This window comes from Nocardia sputi (assembly GCF_023501985.1).
Window position 1 is genome coordinate 268,297 of record NZ_JAMFLC010000010.1, and the last position, 22,431, is coordinate 290,727.

Sequence of the window (22,431 nt, forward strand, 5' to 3'; positions counted from 1 at the left end):
GAGGCCCTATCCAACCACTACCCATCCGGGCAGCGAAACACACCGTCCGCTTCGAGCAGACGCTCAGCCGGGAACGACCACCACGTGCCGATTCGGTTCCACGCCTTCGCTCTCGCTACTCACGCCCGCCACGGCGGCCACCGCGTCGTGCACGATCTTGCGTTCGAAGGGGGTCATGGGCGCCAGCGACTCCGGCTCACCGGATTCGAGCACGCGCTGCGCCGCAGCCGCGCCGAGTTCGCTCAGCTCCGATCGCCGCTTGGCCCGCCAGCCCGCCACGTCCAGCATCAGCCGGCTGCGCACTCCGGTCGCCTGCTGGACGGCGAGGCGAGTCAGCTCCTGCAAGGCGTCGAGCACCTCGCCATCGCGTCCGACGAGTTTCGTCAAGTCGCGCCCGCCGTCGATGCTCACGACAGCGCGGTCGCCTTCCACGTCGAGATCGATGTCACCGTCGAAGTCGAGGACGTCGAGCAATTGCTCGAGGTAGTCGCCGGCGATCTCGCCTTCCTCGATCAGCGCCTCCTCGGTATCACTCACGACATCGCCGGTGTCCGCTCCGTCATTCGCCATCGTCGTCGCCACGGTGGCGTCCCCTCCGTCGGTCTCAACAGTCATTTGATTTCCTTCATCTGCTCATCGCGCGCGCCGGGCAATCGCCGCCGGGCGGTACTCGCGATCAAGGGGGTTGCTCAGCGATCGAGGTGGGCGGCTCGAGCCACCCATCGTGTGGTCAGCGCCTGCGCTTCTGATTCGCCCTGCCCCGGTTGCCCGGTCGTTTCTGGCCTGCCGGACGGCGTGGGCCTGCGGCCTGCTTGGACGGCTTAGCGGTGCCATTCGTCGACGGGGCGGCACTGTCGTCGTCCGACGCGGTGTCAGCAGCGGCGGTAGGAGCGGGCTTCTTCTTCACGTTGACGGGTTTGGCGCCGGGCTTCGGCGCGTTCTGCGCGCGCTGCTCCAGCTTCGCCTGCTTCTTGGCTTCGTCTTCCTTCTCCATGCGCCCGAAGACGAGGTGCTGCTGCCCGTAAGTCCAGATGTTGTTGGCGACCCAGTAGAGCAGGATGGCGATCGGCAGGAACGGACCACCGACGAGCACGCCGAGCGGGAACACCCACAGCGCGAGCTTGTTCATCATCGCAGCCTGCGGGTTGGCCGCCGCTTCCGGCGTCTGCCGCGCCACGGAAGCGCGTGCGTTGAAGTGGGTGGCCAGACCGGCGATGACCATCAAGGGGATCGCGACGAGCGCGATGCTCAACCGGCTCGGCACACCGCCGTAGTCGGCGAAGGCCTGCAACTCGGCGACCGGTGTGGTGATGAACGCCGAGATCGGCGCGCCGAAGATGCGGGCGCTCAGGAAAGACTGGACGTCGGCGGCGCTGAACACATAGTTCGCGGTGTTCGCGTTCTGCTCGGGCGTCAGGCCCAGCTGTCCGAAGCCGTGGCCGGTCCGGTTGAACGACCGCAGCACGTGGAAGAGTCCGAGGAAGACCGGTACCTGCGCAAGGATCGGCAAGCAACCCATGAGCGGGTTGAAGCCGTTCTCCTTCTGCAGCTTCTGCATCTCGAGCGCCATCTTCTGGCGGTCGTTCTTGTACTTCTTCTGCAGCTCTTTGATCTGCGGCTGCAGCTCCTGCATCTGCCTGGTGGTGCGCACCTGCTTGACGAACGGCTTGTAGAGCACCAGACGCAGGGTGAACACCAGGAACACCACGGCCAGCGCCCAGGTGAGACCGTTGTCCGCGCCGAACGCGAACCCGAAGACTCGATGCCAGAACCAGAGGATCCAGGACACCGGGTAATAAATGAAGTCGAGCACGGCTCTATGCACTCCCGTCGTTCGTGTCGCCGATCACCGCGTGCGGCGATCCTTTACAAGCGTTCGGCTCCGACCGTGGTCCGGCGGGCAGGCTCGATTCCTGCGCCGCCACATCGGTCGCTGCCCCGTCCGCCGGCTCGGCGCGCAGTGTGCTCCGCTTCCGCTCCGGGACGGGGTCCCACCCACCAGGGTGCCAGGGCGCGCATTTCGCCAAGCGCACGACCGTCAATACCAGCCCGATGAACAGGCCCCGACTGCGCAAGGCGGTAACGGCGTACTCGCTACAGGTCGGGGTGAATCGGCACACCGGCATGCGGGTGGGGGAGACGTAGGTCCGATACAGCTCGATCAAAAAGATCAGCGCGTTCGCGGGCAGTCGGGCGAGCTTCGCCGAGAGGCTCATGCCGGACCACCCGTCGGCACGCCCGCCTCGGCGCCGACGCGGAGCTTGCGCAGTGCGGTGCGCAGCTGGCGCAGCAGGTCCTCCGACGACGCCGTAGCGGCGCCAGGGAGCGCCCGGATCACAACATCGGTTCCGGGTGGCACTTCGTCCACCACCTGGGCGCACATATGACGCAGGCGGCGGGCCACGCGGTGTCGAATCACCGCGTTGCCCACCGCCTTGCTGACGATCAACCCGAAACGGGGTCCACCTACGCGGACCAGCACATCGTCCGGGACCTGATCATGTCGTCCATTCGCGCCCACGACTCCGTCATACCCGTGTGCGAGCGCATGCACGACCAGATCACGCCTCCCGATTCGCTGGCCGCGGCGCACCGTCCGGGAGAAGTCGGCACGATGATGCAACCGATACGGCTCAGGCAACACCCGAGCGTCCGAGAGCGAGGATCAGGCAGTGAGGGAAGCGCGGCCCTTGCGGCGACGCGCCGAGACGATGGCGCGACCCGCACGGGTACGCATCCGGAGGCGGAAGCCGTGAACCCGCGCCCGACGACGGTTGTTCGGCTGGAACGTCCGCTTGCCCTTGGCCACGGTCAACACTCCTCGAGTAGGCGGGCACCAGGTAGTGCCCGAAGCTTGTCGGTGATACGTGTATTGCGCAATGAATCGCAAGTCTGGTCATCATCGGCGCGTGTCGGTCCTGGCGCACAGTCGGTCGATCACGACCTAAACGCGGTCAGCACAGGACCGCCACCGCACCAAGGGGTGACTGTACGAGGGTACTGATCGGCCCGTGACGGGTCAAACTCGCCCCACCTTTCGCGCCGGAGCCGATGACCAGGCAGAATCGGCGCGGTCCGGTCAGGCGTACTCCCATGACCGTGAGTTCGTCCACACCCCTAGCCATCGCACACCTCGGCCACCAGGGGACGTAGCCAGACGATTGCTACAGAAGCGCAGGTCGCGGCGTTGCCGCCCTCCCGCGTATACGCGTTCTCCAGTTCCCCAGGGTTCTCCACATCTGTGGATAATTGTGTGGAAAGACCCCTGGAGTGGCATATTCGTAGGGCCGACGGTGCCGAGCCGCTGTCCAGATGGGGGACCCGGGCAGCGTCCGAACCGGTTACGGACGTACGCAGGATCACGGGACCGACCCCCGAGAATCACACTTCATGCGTGCCCCGGCCGTCTGCTCCTATCGACCTACTCCGGGGAGGAAACTGCATGGACGACGAGCAGAACGTGCTGGCCACCGTATGGCCCGAGGTTGTCACCGAGCTGACCACCGGCTCATCGGACGGTGCCATTCCGCCGGTGACCCGAGCACAGCAGGCTTGGCTGAAGCTGGTCAAGCCGCTGACAGTCGCACAGGGGTTCGCCCTGCTCTCGGTACCCTCGTCGTTGGCCCAAGAGGCCATCGAACGCGATCTGCGCGAGCCCATCCTCCGTTCCCTGGCTCGTCGGCTCGGCCCCCAGGTGGAAGGACTCGGCGTCCGCATCGCCGCCCCGACCACCCCCACCGTCGACCGGCAGAGCAACACTCCCCGGCACGCGCGGATGACGAGCAGGCCCGAGCGCCCACGCGAAGGCCGGGCGCCCGCCGCCTACCCGGGTTCGGACTTCCCCGGCCGCGACGCCTACCCGGGGCCGCGTTATGCACAGCCCGCCGACTTCACGCCCGCATCCGCGTATAACGACGGCTCGGATTACCCGAGCGCCGACTACGGGCAGGACTTCGCGCCGCCGGAGGAGTACCGCCAGTCGGAGTACGCCCGTGCCGACTACCCTCCGCGCGGCGAGTATTCCCAGACCGGCGAGTTGCCCACGATGTCCCCGCCGGACGTAGCACCGCGCCGAGAACCCGGACTTCCGCCGCGACGAGAGCCTGCCACCCCGCCGGGGCAGGAGTCGCTGTTCAATCCCGAACCGTCCCCGGGCGCTATGCGCGGCCCCCATCGTGCCCCTGTGCGCGAAACCCTCGACGACGACACCGGCCTGGCACACGATTCGGTGCGCGAGCCGGTCGGTGACCACCAGCGCGGCGATCACGACGACGAGCCCGTGGTGAACGTGCGCAACTCCTGGCCCACCTACTTCGCCAAGTCGCAGGAGTCGCCCGCTCCGTCGACGTCCTCGGCCAGCTTGAACGCGAAGTACACCTTCGAAACGTTCGTCATCGGCGCGTCCAATCGCTTCGCGCACGCAGCGGCCGTCGCCATCGCCGAAGCACCTGCCCGCGCGTACAACCCGCTGTTCGTCTGGGGGGCCTCTGGCTTGGGCAAGACGCACCTGCTGCACGCGGCCGGCCACTACGCACAGCGGCTCTTCCCGGGTATGCGGGTCAAGTACGTTTCGACCGAAGAGTTCACCAACGACTTCATCAACAGCCTGCGCGACGACCGGAAGGTCGCGTTCAAGCGGCGTTACCGCGAGACCGACATCCTGCTGGTCGACGACATCCAGTTCATCGAAGGCAAGGAAGGCATCCAAGAGGAGTTCTTCCACACCTTCAACACCCTGCACAACGCGAACAAACAGATCGTCGTCTCCTCGGATCGTCCGCCCAAACAGTTGGCCACGCTGGAGGAGCGGCTGCGGACGCGGTTCGAATGGGGACTGATCACCGACGTACAGCCGCCGGAGCTGGAGACACGCATCGCCATCCTGCGCAAGAAGGCGCGGATGGACCGGCTCGATGTGCCGCACGACGTGCTGGAGCTGATCGCCAGCCGGGTGGAGCGCAACATCAGGGAGTTGGAGGGCGCGCTGATCCGGGTGACCGCGTTCGCCTCGTTGAACGGTCAGCCGCTGGATCTTCCGCTGGCCGAGGTGGTGCTACGCGATCTGATGCCGGATACCGCGGCGCTGGAGATCAATGCCGCCACGATCATGGCGGTCACGGCGGAGTACTTCAACACCACGCTGGAAGAACTCACCGGTCCCGGCAAAGCGCGGCCGCTGGCCCAGGCCAGGCAGATCGCCATGTACCTGTGCCGCGAACTCACCGACCTGTCGCTGCCGAAGATCGGGCAGGCGTTCGGCCGCGACCACACCACGGTGATGTACGCGGAGAAGAAGGTGCGCAAGGAGATGACCGAGCGACGCCGCGTCTACGACCAGGTGCAGGAACTCACAGCCCGAATCAAACAGCGCTCCCGCTGAGCGGTATCCACACCCCAGCGCCGCCCCTGACCTGGGGCGGTGCTTTTTTGTGGGCTGTGGATTCCTCGAGGAATCCTTGTGGAGTCCTCGAGGAAACGCTGGTTTGTCCACCGATTCGCTCACAGGCCGGGGCGAGCGCGTGCTCGAGTTTCCTCACAGCCCGTTATGAACAGTTTCCCCAGGCTGGTTTGCACACACCCGCTGACCAGCAGGGTGTCCGGATCTGGCCTTGTGGAATCCTCGAGGAGTCCGTGTGGAGTCCTCGAGGATTCCTCGAGCTGTCCACGGTTTCGTGCACATGTGTGAACAACTGGGTGAATCCGGTGGAACAACTCGAGGAGCGCTCGAGGATGACTCGAGGACAACCGAGAAGCCTCCACAGACGCCGGGTGTTCATCCTCGAGACACCCCCTGGCCATCCCCACGGCACCACGCCCCCTGAGCAGCGGATTCGGCCGCAGTCCACAGAATCCACAGTGCCTACTACTACTTCAGTTCTTCTCATTAGAGATCTCTCTTCAAAACAGGGTGTGTGGAAAGTCGATCGAGCGACGCACCTTCCGAACCACCCCGGATTCCCGCAAGGACGACAGCGGCACGAGACTCGGTCCTGTCTGTCCCACAGGGCGATCGGGGTATACCCGCCACTTCGCGAGATACCCGCCGCCTCCCGCTGTCACCGGCCTCTCCGGCGGTGCTCAGGACGCGGCCATTCGTGGCGCCGGAGGGTCGGGCTAGGTGCACGCCCCGCGCGCGGGTACGGTTTGATGTCGGTCGCCTGTGCCAGACTGCGAAGGCGGCCGATTCGGCAGGACCCTTTCGAGCACCGACACTGACGAGCCGACAACAGATCACGGAACCGGGAGAGGACAGATCGGGCGATGGAGCTTGCAAGCATGAAGTTTCGGGTCGCCCGCGAGGATTTCGCCGAGTCCGTCGCCTGGGTGGCGCGCAGTCTTCCGTCCAGGCCTCCGGTTCCGGTGCTCGGCGGTGTGCTGCTGGTCGCCGATGAGGACGGTCTGACCGTCTCCGGCTTCGACTACGAGGTCTCTGCGCAGGTGCGGGTCGCGGCCGAGGTCGCGGGGCCCGGCAAGGTGCTCGTCTCCGGTCGCCTGCTTGCCGACATCACCAAGGCGCTGTCCAACAAGCCCGTCGACGTCTCGGTGGACGGCACCCGCGTACTGATCGCCTGTGGCAGCGCGAAGTTCTCGCTGCCGACCATGCCGGTCGAGGACTATCCCCAGCTGCCCGAGGTGCCGCAGCAGACCGGTGAGCTGAGTGTGGATGTCTTCGCCGAAGCCGTCGGCCAGGTCGCCGTCGCAGCGGGCCGCGACGACACCCTCCCCATGCTGACCGGTATCCGGGTGGAGATCGAGGGATCGCAGGTCGTGCTCGCGGCCACCGACCGGTTCCGCCTCGCCGTCCGGCACATCGAATGGCAGCCCGCGCGCGCCGACATCGAGACTTCGGTGCTCATACCGGCCAGGACGCTCTCGGAAGCCGCCAAGACGCTCGGACCCTCCGACGCGCCCGTCCAGCTGTCCCTGGGCACCGGTGCGGGGGCGGACGGCCTGCTCGGCATCGTGAACGCGGGCCGCCGGACCACCACCCGGCTGCTCGATGCGGAATTCCCCAAGTTCCGCCAGTTGCTTCCCAAGGAACACACCTCGATCGCCACCCTCGCCGTCGCCACGCTGACCGACGCGATCAAGCGCGTCGCGCTGGTCGCCGAACGGGGCGCTCAGGTGCGGCTGGAGTTCTCTTCCGACGGCCTGCTGTTGTCCGCGGGCGGAGACGACGCGGGCCGGGCCGAAGAGTGGTTGGAGGCCGATTTCCGCGGTGAATCGCTCACCATCGCGTTCAACCCCGGTTATCTCGTCGACGGCTTGTCCGCACTGCATGCCGACCGGGTCACCTTCGGATTCACCACGCCGAGCAGGCCCGCCGTGCTGCTGCCTGCGTCCGAAGACGAGCCCGAGGTGCTCGACTCCGGGACGTTCGCGGCGCTGTCGAGCCCGTACATCTATCTGCTGATGCCGGTCCGGCTGCCGGGCTGATCGCCTGTGCATGATCGGATATCGTGCGGATCCGCGCCGCGTGGTCCGGCGCGGGTGCGCGACCATGCCGCCGGAAAATCCCCAGCGACGTCGCGGAGTTCTGTTCCCGCGCAGCTGGGGTCACGCTTTATCCACAGGTGTTCCACAAGGAGACCGCACGCCGCACGAACAGTGACCGGCGCGGTCGCGATGCACCGATCGGCGGAAATGTCCGCTTCGGCCCAGGCAGGGGCGCGATAGCGGATGTTCGTCCGGGCTCTGTCGCTGCGTGACTTCCGCTCGTGGGAGCATGCGGAACTCGAATTATCCCCAGGTCGCACCGTCTTCTTGGGATCGAATGGCAACGGTAAGACAAACCTGCTGGAAGCGATCGGCTACCTGGCCACCCTCGGGTCACATCGTGTCGCCACGGAGGCGCCGCTGATCCGGACCGGTACCGCGCGGGCTCGGATCGGCGCCACGGTGGTCAACACCGGCCGCGAACTGCGCATCGACATCGAGCTGAATCAGGGCAGCGCCAATCGCGCACAGATCAACCGCTCGCCGGTCCGCCGGACCAGGGAAATACTGGGGATCCTGCAAACGGTGCTGTTCGCGCCCGAGGATCTCGCACTGGTCCGCGGTGATCCCGGAGAGCGCCGCCGGTTCATGGACGAGTTGTGCACAACCCGCCTGCCCAGACTGGCCGCCGTCCGCGGCGACTACGACCGGGTACTGCGCCAACGCTCGGCGCTGCTGAAAACCGCCGGTCGGCAAGCCAGGTCGAAGACGGATCTGAGCACCCTCGACGTGTGGGACGGACACCTCGCCGCACATGCCTCCGTTCTACTTGCCCAGCGGCTGCGCCTGGTGCACGATCTCGCGCCGTATCTCACCCATTCCTATGCTTCGATCGCTCCCGAGTCGCGGCCCGCCTCGATCGCCTATCGCAGCGCAGCGCTGCCCCCGGAGTTCCTGGATCCGGCCAGACCACCGGGCTCGGAGGACGCTGGGGAACTGGAGGCGATCCTGCTGCGCGAACTCGCCGCCGCCCGGCCGAGGGAACTCGACCGCGGGGTGTGCCTGGTCGGCCCGCATCGCGACGAATTGGACCTCCTGCTCGGGGATTCCCCCGCGAAGGGGTTCGCCAGTCACGGCGAGTCCTGGTCGTTCGCGCTGGCCCTGCGGTTGAGTGCGTTCGAACTGCTGCGCGCGACCGGCGCCGAACCGGTGCTGCTGCTCGATGACGTGTTCGCCGAGCTCGATCGTCGTCGCCGCGCTGCCCTGGCGGCCGTCGCCGCGGGCGCGGAGCAAGTGCTGATCACGGCGGCCGTACCGGAGGACGTGCCGGCCGAGCTGGCCGCCGTGCCGCTGCGAGTCGAAACCGCCGGCGCTCCCGAAGGCCGTGTGTCCCGGATACTCGCGCAAGACTCGCCCGGCAGCGGCGATCTCGGTGGCGAACAGCCGAACGACGAGGCCGCGTGGCCGACATCCGAAAGGCAAGATGATCCGGTCACCGGCTCGACCGAATCCTGGCCGCCGTAGCTATCCACAGGCGGAATGGACAGGCGATCCGCGCCTCCGCATCCGCCGCCCAGGTCCACTACAGTGACCACTCGTCGGGAACGACGAGTTCTCAACAGCTGAAACCGATTCCCCAACACCTGTGGAAAACTTGTCCGACCCTGGTGGGCGATGCCGCCGCACTCGATTCAGCAACTGTCAAGCAAGTAGCCGATCTAGTGGAGGAATTCGCCCTTCTGGGCGGCGAGAAGGTGGTCTCGTCAGCCATCTCGGCGCTTCGTGCAGAGATTTCTCGCCCCCGGCAACCTTCGGCGCAGGCTGGGGACAACTTGATCGAAGCTGGGGACAAGGTACTGCCGCGAAGGGAGAGGGGCGATGAGCGATCAGCCCGTGGAGTCCGAATCCGCAGGTTCGGAACCCGAATTGCGCGGAATCGACCTGGCGCGGCGTGCCCTGGAGGAAGCGCGCGCCGCGGCACGGGCGAGTGGTAAAGCTGTCGGTCAGGGTCGTTCCTCACCCCAGCGTAGGTTGCGGCCCGGCGCGCGCAGGCGCACCGGATGGTCGGGCGCGGGCCCGGACGACCGCGATCCACAGCCGTTGTCCAAGCTGGCCGGCTCCATCGCCAAGAACCGTGGATGGTCGAACAAGGTGGCCGAGGGCATGGTCTTCGGTCGCTGGTCGAAGGTGGTCGGTGAGGACATCGCCGCGCACGCCACACCCGTCACCTTGAAGGAGGGCGTCCTGAGCATCTCCGCCGAGTCGACCGCGTGGGCGACCCAGCTGCGGATGCTGCAGGGCCAGATCCTCGCGAAGATCAACGCCGCGGTCGGACAGGGCGTGGTGACGTCTCTGAAGATCTCGGGGCCCGCCGCGCCGAGCTGGCGCAAGGGCGAGCGGCATATCAGAGGCCGAGGACCGCGCGACACCTACGGATGACCTATCCGAGAAGTATCTGATACCTGGTGTTACGTTTATCCGAAATCGGCGTTTCACGTGGAACGTTTCGGCACGACGTCGCGCCTCCGGGCTCGCGGCACCGGGGCCGAATCGTCCGGGCGGAAGGGTTTCCATGGCGATCACCACATCGGTCGGACCATTTTCGGCTGCCGCGACCCGGTCGGTTCGCCGGGGCGACGTCGAACTCGCGGTCTACGAGTGCGGCAATCCCGAGGGTGTGCCGGTGCTGCTGATCCATGGTTGGCCCGACACTCATCTGTTGTGGAGCCGGGTCGCGGCCCTGCTCGGCGGTCGGCACCGCGTGATCGCCTTCGACAACCGGGGTGTAGGTGACAGTTCGGCGCCGACAGCGGTCGAGGCGTATCGGATCGAAGAGCTCGCGGCGGATGTTCGTGCGGTCATCGACGCGGTCGCGCCGGGCGAGCGAGTGCACGTACTCGGACACGACTGGGGCTCGGTGATCGGATGGGAGGCGGCCGCCGCCGCTGACGCCGCTTCCGTGATCGCGTCGTTCACCTCGGTCTCCGGGCCGAATCTGGACTTCCTCGGCGCTTATCTGCGTGGCCCGCTCACCCCGGCGCGGCTGCGTGGCGCTCTCGCCCAAGCCGCTGCCTCTGCATACACCGTTGCGTTCCAGATCCCGAGAGTGCCGGATCCGGTGCTGCGGCTGCTGTCCGGCCGCTGGCCGCGCTTCCTCGCATTCTTCGACGGCCTGGATCCCGCGCTGGTGGAGACGGCGCCGACGCTGCGCACCGATATGATCAACAGCCTGAAGCTCTACCGCGCGAATATATGGCCCCACCTGCGTCATCCGCGGCCGCGTCCGATCGAAGTGCCCGTCCAGCTGATCGTCGCCACCGGTGACCGTGCCGTGCGGCCGGTGGCGAACGCCGAAGCCGACCGCTGGGTACGACGTTTGACCCGGGTCGAGATTCCGGCGCGGCACTGGTCGCCGATCTCGCACCCGGCGGAGCTGGCGCGCCGCACCGCCGCCTTCATCGATCGGATCGACGCCGCGCGCTGATCCGCGACGGCCGCCGACAGGGGACCCCGCCAACGCATCTCTCAGCCCAATTCTGATGGATCAAAACCGCCGGAAGGCGGAACCGAGTCGCCGGAATCCGATTTCTCGCATCCACGGCGCTGTGAGGGGTGTCGGAGGTGGGTTGTAAGTTGGGTGTACCAGTAGGATGGTGACGTAACTAGCGGCGATACCTTCGGCGCGTTCCGCACAGTCCGCGCGTGGACCCTATCTCTCGAGCAGACATGATCAGGGCTCACGTGCGCTGTCCGATCGCTCTATGCCGGGATCAGCAAGTAAGGAGAGCTACCGACCAGTGGCTGCCAAAGACTCCAACGCATCGGGTTCGACCAGAGCGACCGGGAAGCAGGACTACGGTGCCTCCTCCATTACGGTTCTCGAGGGGCTCGAGGCGGTCCGCAAGCGTCCGGGCATGTACATCGGCTCCACCGGCGAGCGTGGTCTGCACCACCTGATCTGGGAGGTCGTCGACAACTCCGTCGATGAGGCGATGGCCGGGTACGCGACGAAGGTCGAGGTCACCCTGCTGGCCGACGGCGGCGTCGAAGTGGTCGACGACGGTCGTGGCATCCCCGTGGCGATGCACGCCCAGGGTGTCCCGACCATCGAGGTCGTCATGACCCAACTGCACGCGGGTGGCAAGTTCGACTCGGATTCCTACGCGGTATCCGGTGGTCTGCACGGCGTCGGTATCTCCGTGGTCAACGCGCTGTCGACCCGCTTGGAAGCGGAGATCGACCGGGACGGGTACCACTGGAGCCAGACCTACAAGGACGCCATCCCCGGCAAGCTGACCCAGGGTGAGCCGACCAAGCAGACCGGCACGACCATCCGTTTCTGGGCGGATCCCGAGATCTTCGAGACCACGACCTTCAACTTCGAGACGGTGGCCCGCAGGCTGCAGGAGATGGCGTTCCTGAACAAGGGGCTGACCATCAAGCTCACCGACGAACGCGTCAGTGACTCCGAGGTCATCGACGAGGTGGTCAGCGAAACCGCCGATGCGCCCAAGCACGCCGCGGAGAGCGGTGCGCCCGTCGAGCACAAGGTGAAGACCAGGACCTACCACTACCCGGGTGGTCTGGAGGACTTCGTCCGTCACATCAATCGGACCAAGCAGCCGATCCACAATTCGGTCGTCGGGTTCACCGGTAAAGGCACCGGCCACGAACTCGAGGTGGCGATGCAGTGGAACTCCGGTTACTCGGAGTCGGTGCACACCTTCGCCAACACCATCAACACCCATGAGGGCGGCACGCACGAAGAGGGTTTCCGCGCGGCGTTGACCACGGTGGTCAACAAGTACGCCAAGGACAAGAAGCTCATCAAGGAGAAGGACGGCAACCTCACCGGTGACGACATCCGTGAGGGCTTGGCCGCCATCGTGAGCGTCAAGGTCGGCGAGCCGCAGTTCGAGGGCCAGACCAAGACCAAGCTCGGCAACACCGAGGTGAAGTCGTTCGTGCAGCGCACCTGCAACGAGCACCTCACCCACTGGTTCGAGGCCAACCCGGCCGACGCGAAGACCATCGTGAACAAGGCGGTCTCCTCGGCGCAGGCCCGCGTCGCCGCGCGGAAGGCTCGCGAACTGGTGCGGCGCAAGTCCGCGACCGACCTGGGCGGTCTGCCCGGCAAGCTGGCCGACTGCCGGTCCAAGGACCCGAGCAAGTCCGAGATCTACATCGTCGAGGGTGACTCCGCCGGCGGCTCGGCGAAGTCCGGTCGTGACTCGATGTACCAGGCGATCCTGCCGATCCGCGGCAAGATCATCAACGTCGAGAAGGCGCGGATCGACAAGGTCCTCAAGAACAACGAGGTCCAGTCGATCATCACCGCCTTCGGCACCGGTATCCACGACGAGTTCGACATCAGCAAGCTGCGGTATCACAAGATCGTGCTGATGGCCGACGCCGACGTCGACGGTCAGCACATCTCGACGCTGCTGCTCACGCTGCTGTTCCGGTTCATGCGCCCGCTGGTCGAACACGGTCACGTCTACCTGGCGCAGCCGCCGCTGTACAAGCTGAAGTGGCAGCGCACCGAGCCGGAGTTCGCCTACTCCGACCGCGAGCGCGACGGTCTGCTGGAAGCCGGGCTCGCGGCGGGCAAGAAGATCAACAAGGACGACGGTGTGCAGCGCTACAAGGGTCTCGGCGAGATGAACCCGAAGGAGCTGTGGGAGACCACCATGGATCCGGCGGTGCGGCTGTTGCGTCAAGTGACGTTGGACGACGCGGCCGCGGCCGACGAACTGTTCAGCGTCCTGATGGGCGAGGACGTCGAGGCGCGGCGCAGCTTCATCACCCGCAACGCCAAGGATGTCCGCTTCCTCGATCTGTGAGCCCGTGCACGTCTCGTGACGCGCGAACCCACGATCCCGCACTACACCATCTTGCGGCGCTCATGACGCCCGGCGGACGCCCGAGCAGCCGCAAGACACAGGAGACCTCATGACCGACACCACCCTGCCCCCGACCGGCGGCGAGCGCATCGAGCCGGTCGATATCCAGCAGGAGATGCAGAACAGCTACATCGATTACGCGATGAGCGTGATCGTCGGCCGCGCGCTGCCCGATGTGCGCGACGGCCTGAAGCCGGTGCACCGGCGCATCCTCTACGCGATGCACGACAACGGGTACCGGCCCGACCGCGGTTACGTGAAGTCCGCGCGCCCGGTGGCCGAGACCATGGGTAACTACCACCCGCACGGCGACGTACCGATCTACGACACCCTGGTGCGCATGGCGCAGCCGTGGTCGCTGCGTTACCCGCTGGTGGATCCGCAGGGAAACTTCGGTTCTCGTGGCAACGACGGCCCGGCGGCCATGCGGTACACCGAGTGCAGGCTCACGCCCATCGCGATGGAGATGTTGCGCGAGATCGACCACGAGACGGTCGATTTCGTGCCGAACTACGACGGCCGCTCGCAGGAACCGGTGGTTCTGCCGTCCCGGGTGCCCAACCTCCTGATCAACGGCTCGGGCGGTATCGCGGTCGGCATGGCGACCAACATTCCGCCGCACAACCTCAGGGAAGTCGCCGAGGCGATCTACTGGGCGCTGGAGCATTACGACGCCGACGAGGAAGCCACGCTGGCCGCGTGTATGGAGCGGGTCAAGGGCCCCGACTTCCCGACCGACGGCTTGATCGTGGGCAGCCAGGGCATCCACGACGCCTACTCCACCGGCCGCGGCTCGATCCGCATGCGCGGCGTGGTCGAGATCGAGGAGGACAACAAGGGCCGCACCACGATCGTGATCACCGAGCTGCCCTACCAGGTCAACCCGGACAACCTCATCTCCTCGATCGCCGAGCAGGTGCGCGACGGCAAGATCGCGGGCATCTCCGACATCCACGACGAGTCCTCCGACCGCGCCGGTCTGCGCATCGTGGTCACCGTCAAGCGCGATGCCGTGGCCAAGGTGGTGCTGAACAACCTCTACAAGCACACCCAGCTGCAGACCAGCTTCGGTGCGAACATGCTGTCCATCGTCGACGGGGTGCCGCGCACCCTGCGGCTGGACCAGATGATCCGGCACTACGTCAACCACCAGCTCGACGTGATCGTGCGGCGCACCCGCTACTTGCTGCGCAAGGCCGAGGAACGGGCCCACATCCTGCGCGGCCTGGTCAAGGCGCTGGACGCGTTGGACGAGGTCATCGCGCTGATCCGCCGTTCGGCCGACACCGAGACCGCGCGCACCGGCCTCATGCGGTTGCTGGACATCGACGAGATCCAGGCGACCGCGATCCTCGACATGCAGCTGCGGCGCCTTTCGGCGTTGGAGCGGCAGAAGATCGTCGACGAGCTCGCCAAGATCGAGCTCGAGATCGCCGACCTCAAGGACATTCTGGACAAGCCGGAGCGCCAGCGCGCGATCGTCCGCGACGAGCTGCGGGAGATCGTCGACAAGTACGGCGACGATCGGCGCACGAAGATCATCGCGGCGGACGGCGACGTGGCCGACGAGGATCTGATCGCGCGCGAGGACGTGGTCGTCACGATCACCGAGACCGGCTACGCCAAGCGCACCAAGACCGATCTCTACCGCAGCCAGAAGCGCGGCGGCAAGGGCGTACAGGGCGCCGGCCTCAAGCAGGACGACATCGTCAAGCACTTCTTCGTCTCCTCGACGCACGACTGGCTGCTGTTCTTCACGAACAAGGGACGGGTCTACCGTGCCAAGGCCTACGAGCTGCCCGAGGCCAACCGCACCGCCCGCGGCCAGCACGTGGCGAACCTGCTGGCCTTCCAGCCGGACGAGAAGATCGCCCAGATCATCCAGATCAAGTCCTACAACGACGCGCCGTATCTGGTGCTCGCCACCAAGAACGGCCTGGTGAAGAAGTCGAAGCTGACCGATTTCGACTCCAACCGCAGCGGCGGCATCGTCGCGGTGAACCTGCGCGACGAGGACGAATTGGTCGGCGCCGTGCTCTGCTCGGCCGAAGAGGACCTGCTCCTGGTTTCCGCGCTGGGCCAGTCGATCCGCTTCTCGGCCACCGACGAAGCGCTGCGTCCGATGGGGCGCGCCACCTCCGGCGTGCAGGGCATGCGGTTCAACGACAGCGATGAACTGTTGTCGCTCAATGTGGTTCGAGACGGCACATATCTGCTGGTCGCCACGTCCGGCGGTTACGCCAAGCGGACCGCCATCGAGGAATACACTCCGCAGGGCCGCGGTGGTAAAGGCGTATTGACCATCCAGTTCGACGCGAAACGTGGCACCCTGGTCGGGGCGCTCATCGTCGACGACGAAGATGAGTTGTACGCGATCACCTCCGGTGGCGGCGTCATCCGGACGGCGGCCAAGCAGGTTCGTAAGGCTGGACGACAGACCAAGGGCGTGCGATTGATGAACCTCGCGGAGGGCGATACCTTGCTTGCGATCGCGCGCAATGCCGATGAGCCCGATCCCGATCAAATCGTCGGCGGCGGCGACACCGGCTCCTCCGAGAAGTAACCCAACAGCGGCGGCAACGAACGGATCTAAGGATTCCCATTGACCACTCCGAATCAGCCGAATGACGAGCGGCACCAGACGAACGGTGTGACCGAGCGGATCGCACCGTCACCGATCCCGCCGCGGCCGATCCCACGGCCGGTCGCCTCGGCCGAGAACGGTCAGCCCGGCGGCGGCCCGCAAAGCGGCGGTCAGCCTGGCGGGCACCCTGGCGCCGGGCAGCCCGGCGGCCATCCGGGCGGCCCGCAGCCGGGTGGGCTCCAGGGCCAGCCGAATGGGCCGCAGTCCGGCGGGCACCCGAACGGGCCGCAGTCCGGCGGGCACCCGGGTGGGCCGCAGCCCGGCGGGCACCCGGGTGGGCAGCCGGCCAACCAGCCCGGTGGCAACCAACCGAACACCCAGCCGCCCGAGATGCGTGATCAGCAGGGCGATTTCGCGCCGCAGCAAGGTGCGCCGGACCAGGGGCCCGGTGGTGACGGCCAGGACCGTTTCGACCAGAAGACGGCGCGGATCAACAATCAAGCCCCGCAGTCCGCGCCCGAGAGCGAGGACAAGCAACCGGTCGGTGCCGCGAACGGCGGGCAGCAGTCGCCGTACCAGGACGGGTGGTCGCAGCTGCCGCAGCGGGAGCCGCAGTCCAACCTGTACCGCCCTGGTCAGGCGCCGGTAACCGGACGCCCGAACTCGGCGGGCGGCGGATCGGTCGGTCTCGGTGGCGGGGCGTCCAACGCCCGCACCACCGCCGACCTGGCGGCCAAGGCGGCACGCAAGGAAGCGGCGATGGTGAAGTCCGTCGGCATCGACGGGCCCACCCGCAGCATCGCGCGGCCGGAGCTGATCAAGGACATGCCCGACCTGTCCGAGATCCGGCATCCGCTGCCGCCGAGCGAAGCCCCCGGTCCGCAGTCCGGGCCGGTTTCGCCCGCGGTTCCGGTCGCGGTCGCCGCCGTCGCCTCCGGCGAGCCCCTGCGGGCCACGGTGCAGATCCGCCGCATCGATCCCTGGTCGACACTGAAGATCTCGCTGGTCATCAGCGTGGCGATGTTCTTCGTATGGATGCTGGCGGTCGGCCTGCTGTACATCGTGCTCGAGGGCATGGGCGTATGGGAGCGCCTGAACAACACGTTCACCGACATGGTGTCCCAGGACAGCGGCTCGGTGGGGCTGATCGACGCGGGCACGGTCTTCGGCTACGCGGGCGTGATCGGCCTGATCAACGTTGTGCTGTTCACCGCGCTCGGCACTGTCGGCACCTTCATCTACAACCAGTGCTGCGATCTCGTCGGCGGCATCCAGGTCACCTTGGCCGACCCCGACTGATCACAGATCGTTCTGGACGGCCGGTACCCGCTCTCACGGCGCGGGTACCGGCCGTTTCCGTTGGTGCTGGCCAGTGCGGCCGACGCTGCCGCCGGGCGCGCCTCGACCGACGCTGCCCCGACTGCCGCGAGCGACGGGCAGCATGGCCTCTACCAGCCGTTTTGGTTGAGTGAAGAGGTGTTGTGTAGTCTCTACACGTTGTTGTTCACGCGACGACATCGGTACGGGCCTATAGCTCAGGCGGTTAGAGCGCTTCGCTGATAACGAAGAGGTCGGAGGTTCAAGTCCTCCTAGGCCCACTCAGGTAATACCAGGTCAGGTACCATTTCGGTACTCTTGAGCCGGTCCCGCGTCATCACCGCGGTCATCAACTGCCGTTTCTCAGGCGGCGCGTCTTCCGACCATCGGGAGGCAACGCATGATCACACCCCGCCCGCGGCCCCGCAGAGACGGCACCGTCGCCTGGCAGGTCTACTTCTACTTCTACGACGCCGACGGCAAGCGCCGGCAGTCCTCGGAGACCTTCGACGACTACAACGAAGCCGAATGGTGGGCCGCACTGGTCGAACGCGTCGGCACCGACGAAGCGCTCCGGGTCCTGGAAGCCAAGCGCGGCACCGGCACCGACGCGGTCTTGCTCGGCGACTGGCTCAATCGCTACGCCGACCGGCTGCTGAGCATCCGCAGCATCTCCGGCCCGGTTCACCGCAAGTACCTCGGCTATATCCGCAACGACATCACCCCGTTCTTCGGCGAGCGCGCGACGATCGATGCGGTCACCCAGGACACCGATGCCGCCTGGATCGTCTACCTCGAACAGGACAAAGGCAACAAACCCAAGACCATCGCCAACAAACACGGATTCCTCTCCGGCGGCCTGCGCGCGGCCGTGCAGCAGCGCCCGAACCCGCTTCTTCCGTTCAACCCCTGCGCGGGTATGCGGCTGCCGCGCCACACCCAGGCCGAGATCGACATCTTCGACAACGACGAATGGGAACTGTTCGAGCAGCTCATAGCTGATCGGTGGCGTCCCCAAGCCGAATTCGGTCTGGTGTCGATGGCACGGCCGAGTGAGATCGCGGCTCTGCTGGTCCGCGACGTCAACCCGGTCACCGGCGCGGTACGCATCAACAAGGCGTGGAAGGACGGCGGTTCCCGCCTCACCCTCGGCGATCCGAAGACCGAGCGGGGTATCCGGACGGTGAACGTGCCGGTGGAAACCCTGGAACGGCTCGATCTGTCCCGCGACGGTGACGAACTGCTGTTCCACACCATCAACGACACTCCGATCACGGCCGCATACTTCTACGAGGCGGCATGGCAGCCCGCCGTGCGACGGCTCGATGCCCTCGCCAAGGCCGCGGCGGCCTTCGAGCGGGACGAGGACATCCGCGCACGCGGACATCTGCGCCTGTTCAGCCGCATGGCGAAGTGGCGGGGCGCGGACCCCGAGGCGCTGATCGCCCAGCACGGCACCGCGCTGAAGACGCTGCGGATCAAGCACCTCACCCCCTACACGCTGCGTCACACCGGGATTTCCTGGAAGCTGCAGGACGGTGTGCCGATGTTCGTGGTGTCCCGCGACGCAGGACACGAATCGATCACCGTCACCGACCGCCGCTATGGCCACAACGACCGCCGCGCCAGCGAATCCGCCGCCCAGGTCATCGCCGCGCGGCTCCCGCGCGTCCGGGTGAACATGCTCGCCGTCGCTGCCTGACCAGCGCCTTCACGTCCCACCGAGCGAAATCCATCCCATTGCATTCCGTTACGTGAACGGAATGCAATGGAATGGATTGGAACGGAATTCCGATGCTGAAAGCCGTCACCACACCCGCTGCCAGCAACTCGTCCGGACGCTGCCAGTTCCCGGGCTGCACCGCGCCGGTTCCGGCGCGCACCCCGGGCCAGCGTGGGGCGCCCCGCGGGTACTGCGATAATCCCGAGCACACCGCCCAGAAGGCGTTACGGTTGCGGCGTAGAGACGCCGACCGCGAATCCCCCACCGAGCCCACCCGTCCTTCGCTGCGCCCGGTCACCGACGGCATCGTGACCTTGTCCGGGCTGCTGGATCGTTACGAGCAGTTGCGCGCCGAACTGACCGCCGTGGCCACCGATGCCGCCGAAGTCCTCGCCGACCTTGCCGACCCTGCCGCCGTCGAACGGGAGATCGCGGAGATCCAGCGGGAGGCGACGCTGCGGATCACCGCCGCCGAGCAGGCCCGCGACGATGCGGAGAAAGCATCCGCGGCGATGGCGCGTCGGCTCGAGCGCGCCGTCGAACTGGAAGAGCTTGCGCTGGCTGCTGCCGACGAGGCGAACACGAAGACGCAGGAGGCCAACGCCCGGCTCGAGCAGATCGAGCAGGACGCGGCGGCGCGGATCGCGGAATCCGAGGCGGATCGTGACCGGGTGTACGACGAAGCCGAAACGGTACTCACCGAAATGCGTGGCCACGTCGACAACGCTCGCGTTGCACAGGCGCGAGCCGAGGCAGAACGCGATGCGGCCCGTCAGCAAGCCGAGTCGACTGCCGCGGAGAACCAGCGGCTAAGTGACCAACTCGACCACGAGAGAACCGGACACCGGCAGCAGCTCGAACGCCGCGATGCCGACTACTCCCGCGCGATCACCGCAGCCCACGCCATGGCCGACCGTGCAGCCCGCGAGCACCGCCAGCAGCTGACCGAGGTGCTACGCGCAAATAGCCACGGGAAACAACCGCCTGTTCTGCTCGCGGGTGCAGCTGGCGAGGACGATCACGATCGCTGACTCATAGGTCTCACCGTTCGCAGGTGGACCCGGCACCGCCGTCTGGGTTCGGGCCAGGAGGATAGGACTCCTGGCCCGAACCCAGTGGCGTATCTCCCCTCCCTTTGCGCTTCTCCTTCATCACAGAACAACGCGGTGAGAGAACCAGAGCGCCGGATACATCGCTGCAGCAGGCGGACGCTCGGAGGACTCGTCTCTTTTCCCTGCGGGTCGCCCGGCATTGCGGCGCTGACGGAGAAACTCGGTCCAGATCCGGGCTGATTCCGTGGCCGGAGGACCGCCGTTTAGCGGCGGTTCAGGGTTCGGTGCAGGACGCAGGTGAAGTGTCATGCATGGTTTAACGCACACGCCGCTTATGTCGGTTCCGCTATCGCCGGCACTAAGAGTGCGCGTTGGGCACGGCGGGTTCGCCGGAAGTGGTGAGCGCCCCGTTGCGCCTGGCGATCATTCTCTCGCACAACCGGATCGCCAGCTCGACGAGAACACGGTTACGCTGCACTGTCCGGGATTCGGTCGGCAGAATCTGCTGGTGAAACGCTGAACAGGGTACCTGTTGCACGACAGATCCTTCGACCATCCACAGTATCTCGACAGTTGATCAACACGTGCAGCGAAGTTATCCACAACTGTGTGCACAGTACGGTTTGGTGTAAGCCCTTCGGGTCGCAGCACCATCGGGCGAGTGTCGACAGCGAACTGCGGCGGCGCTTCGTCGCCGCGTCCTGCACCGAGTACAGCCTTTGCATCGAGAACCTATTCAGGTTTCGAGCATGTAGAAGTGGGCGTAGCACGCTCCACCGACGTCATCTGGCCGGACGGGCTTGACTCGCGAACGTGCAGCTCACGTGAGGGAAGGGTGTTCCTCTACCACAGGTTGCCGACACGACTGGATATGTCTAAACGTGCTGTGAATATGGCATTCTCATCGCGGCTGTCCCCAGGGTCGGGCTAGGTCTGTGTCGGCGCTTTGTGCTCAACTGAAAGCCGCTCACGGACAAGAGATCCAAGGCGGATTCGGACCCAGTGTCTGCGCCGAGGCGGTGCATCTTGGCCCGCACGAGCAGGCCCCGCCTGTCGTGAGCAGGCGGGGCCGCAATACCCGAAACTCCGCTGTGTAGCCGAAAGGAACATCGAGTACCCATGAGAGTATCGAAGCCCCCTGTCGAGAACTCTTCTCACCGTCCTCCCGACGAGCCCGACGACCCCAGAATTCACCCACTGCTCGCCTTGTCTCTGGCAGTCGGTCTAGCAGCCGTGACGGGCTTGGTCGCGGGCTGGCCGGCGGCTGTCACGGTATTGCTGGCGGTGCTGAGCCTCTTCGCCCGCACCCGAGGCGGCGGCGGATAGCCCCAATCAGCAGTGGTCCCTTCTGCGCGCTCGTGCACGCAGAAGGGACCTACCAGGTCATCTAGTTTCGAATGTGGGTCGTAAGGGGCCTCCGTTTCTCGTCGCGCAGTGTTCGATATCGAAAGGGTCCCGCAGGTCGGCGATGGTCGGAAGCTGGCGGGCTACGTCATAAGCAGTCACGGGCTCATCCAACTGGATCCCTCTGACATCAGCCGCGCCCCTGCCAGACGCGCGATCAGTAGCAATTCCAGAGATGGACGGGCCAACACCCGACAGTTGAATATGCGAGCCCACCAGTGCAGAACCCCACTGTGCTTCGCCGGTGCTGGGACCTCTGGGCATCGGCCGGTTGAATTGCGGATCATCGTGTCAGCGGTTTCTGACAGGGATGGGTGATTGGGTTGGCGTGTTGGTGCGGAGGGCTCTGAGTTCTATGCCGCCGTCGCGACTGGCAGTGGCGAGGAGCACGCGTTGGTGATCGAGTGGGGCGAGGTCGCATGCGGTGCCGACGTCGGGCAGGCGGATTGTGGTTGATGGATGTGCGCTGTGTGTGTCCCATACGCGCAGGGTGTTGTCGGCGCCGATGGTGGCGGCGAGGACACCGTCGGGAGTGATGGTGGCCATCCAGACGTGACGCTGGTGGTGACCGGTCATGAGGCGCTCGCCTGTGATGTTCCACGCGATGACGCTGGTGTCGTGGCCGGTCGTGACGATTGTTGTGTCGGCTGCGGCGACGGACGTGACCGGGCATTTGTGGCCGGTGAGGGTGCGCAGGTGTTGACCGGTGTGCGGGTTCCAGAGTCGGATGGTGGTGTCGGCGGATGCGGTGGCCAGGAGCTGGCCGTCGGTGGTGAAGGCGACGGAGTTGACCCAGCCCTGGTGGCCGGTGAGGGTGCGCAGGTGTTGACCGGTGTGCGGGTTCCAGAGTCGGATGGTGGTGTCGGCGGATCCGGTGGCCAGGAGCTGGCCGTCGGTGGTGAAGGCGACGGAGTTGACCCAGCCCTGGTGGCCGGTGAGGGTGCGCAGGTGTTGACCGGTGTGCGGGTTCCAGAGTCGGATGGTGGTGTCGGCGGATCCGGAGGCCAGGAG

The 22,431-nt window shown here is 66.2% G+C and carries 17 protein-coding genes and 1 tRNA gene; 11 read left to right on the forward strand and 7 right to left on the reverse strand.

Annotation, left to right across the window (positions count from 1 at the left end; genetic code table 11):
• Window positions 1–63: 63 nt before the first annotated feature.
• From M8859_RS16895 to rpmH, 5 genes are all read right to left on the reverse strand, one after another.
• Window positions 64–570 carry a Jag family protein gene (locus tag M8859_RS16895; protein ID WP_159922520.1) on the reverse strand — a complete coding sequence of 169 codons (507 nt, stop codon included), beginning with the start codon at window positions 568–570 and terminating at the stop codon, window positions 64–66.
• Window positions 571–730: 160 nt separating this feature from the next.
• On the reverse strand, window positions 731–1,813 hold the full coding sequence (yidC, locus tag M8859_RS16900; protein WP_159922174.1) for a membrane protein insertase YidC: 1,083 nt from the start codon (window positions 1,811–1,813) through the stop codon (window positions 731–733).
• Window positions 1,814–1,817: 4 nt separating this feature from the next.
• A complete protein-coding gene (gene yidD / locus M8859_RS16905) occupies window positions 1,818–2,216 on the reverse strand; it encodes a membrane protein insertion efficiency factor YidD (RefSeq protein ID WP_195069887.1) in 399 nt (132 codons plus the stop codon).
• Entirely contained in the window at window positions 2,213–2,644 is a 432-nt protein-coding gene (gene rnpA / locus M8859_RS16910; protein WP_159922178.1) for a ribonuclease P protein component, read from the reverse strand. The genes yidD and rnpA overlap by 4 nt, the downstream gene beginning before the upstream one ends.
• 21 nt (window positions 2,645–2,665) lie before the next feature.
• Window positions 2,666–2,809 carry a 50S ribosomal protein L34 gene (gene rpmH, locus M8859_RS16915; RefSeq protein ID WP_006550910.1) on the reverse strand — a complete coding sequence of 48 codons (144 nt, stop codon included), beginning with the start codon at window positions 2,807–2,809 and terminating at the stop codon, window positions 2,666–2,668.
• Between the two features lie 633 nt (window positions 2,810–3,442).
• On the opposite strand from rpmH, the gene dnaA reads away from it, so the two are divergent.
• The 7 genes from dnaA (at window position 3,443) to gyrA (ending at window position 15,903) form a co-directional block, all read left to right on the forward strand.
• A complete protein-coding gene (dnaA, locus tag M8859_RS16920) occupies window positions 3,443–5,380 on the forward strand; it encodes a chromosomal replication initiator protein DnaA (RefSeq protein ID WP_159922180.1) in 1,938 nt (645 codons plus the stop codon).
• 881 nt (window positions 5,381–6,261) lie between these two features.
• Window positions 6,262–7,437: a DNA polymerase III subunit beta gene (gene dnaN / locus M8859_RS16925; protein ID WP_159922182.1), complete on the forward strand. Its 1,176-nt coding sequence runs from the start codon at window positions 6,262–6,264 to the stop codon at window positions 7,435–7,437.
• Between the two features lie 243 nt (window positions 7,438–7,680).
• Complete coding sequence (gene recF / locus M8859_RS16930) at window positions 7,681–8,961, forward strand: DNA replication/repair protein RecF (protein ID WP_249644503.1); 1,281 nt, start codon at window positions 7,681–7,683, stop codon at window positions 8,959–8,961.
• Window positions 8,962–9,315: 354 nt separating this feature from the next.
• Complete coding sequence (locus tag M8859_RS16935) at window positions 9,316–9,876, forward strand: DUF721 family protein (protein ID WP_195069885.1); 561 nt, start codon at window positions 9,316–9,318, stop codon at window positions 9,874–9,876.
• Between the two features lie 133 nt (window positions 9,877–10,009).
• Window positions 10,010–10,921, forward strand: coding sequence for an alpha/beta fold hydrolase (locus M8859_RS16940; RefSeq protein WP_195069884.1), 912 nt, complete (start codon window positions 10,010–10,012; stop codon window positions 10,919–10,921).
• Window positions 10,922–11,234: 313 nt separating this feature from the next.
• Entirely contained in the window at window positions 11,235–13,280 is a 2,046-nt protein-coding gene (gene gyrB, locus M8859_RS16945; RefSeq protein ID WP_159922190.1) for a DNA topoisomerase (ATP-hydrolyzing) subunit B, read from the forward strand.
• A 109-nt stretch (window positions 13,281–13,389) separates the two neighbouring features.
• Window positions 13,390–15,903 (forward strand): DNA gyrase subunit A, encoded by a 2,514-nt coding sequence (gene gyrA / locus M8859_RS16950; protein WP_159922192.1) that lies wholly within the window; start codon window positions 13,390–13,392, stop codon window positions 15,901–15,903.
• Between the two features lie 108 nt (window positions 15,904–16,011).
• On the opposite strand, the gene M8859_RS37275 is transcribed toward gyrA, so the two are convergent.
• Window positions 16,012–16,293: a hypothetical protein gene (locus tag M8859_RS37275; protein WP_159922194.1), complete on the reverse strand. Its 282-nt coding sequence runs from the start codon at window positions 16,291–16,293 to the stop codon at window positions 16,012–16,014.
• A gap of 21 nt (window positions 16,294–16,314) precedes the next feature.
• Between M8859_RS37275 and M8859_RS16955 the strand changes: the two genes are divergently transcribed.
• The 4 genes from M8859_RS16955 to M8859_RS16970 all read left to right on the forward strand — a co-directional run bounded on the left by M8859_RS16955 (window position 16,315) and on the right by M8859_RS16970 (window position 19,995).
• On the forward strand, window positions 16,315–17,223 hold the full coding sequence (locus tag M8859_RS16955; protein ID WP_159922196.1) for a DUF3566 domain-containing protein: 909 nt from the start codon (window positions 16,315–16,317) through the stop codon (window positions 17,221–17,223).
• 225 nt (window positions 17,224–17,448) lie between these two features.
• Window positions 17,449–17,522 (forward strand) — tRNA-Ile (locus M8859_RS16960).
• Window positions 17,523–17,641: 119 nt separating this feature from the next.
• Window positions 17,642–18,943: a tyrosine-type recombinase/integrase gene (locus M8859_RS16965; protein ID WP_249644504.1), complete on the forward strand. Its 1,302-nt coding sequence runs from the start codon at window positions 17,642–17,644 to the stop codon at window positions 18,941–18,943.
• Between the two features lie 92 nt (window positions 18,944–19,035).
• Window positions 19,036–19,995: a coiled-coil domain-containing protein gene (locus M8859_RS16970; protein ID WP_249644505.1), complete on the forward strand. Its 960-nt coding sequence runs from the start codon at window positions 19,036–19,038 to the stop codon at window positions 19,993–19,995.
• Window positions 19,996–21,711: 1,716 nt separating this feature from the next.
• On the opposite strand, the gene M8859_RS16975 is transcribed toward M8859_RS16970, so the two are convergent.
• The coding region (locus tag M8859_RS16975; protein ID WP_249644506.1) for a WD40 repeat domain-containing protein at window positions 21,712–22,431 on the reverse strand (720 nt) is incomplete at its 5' end.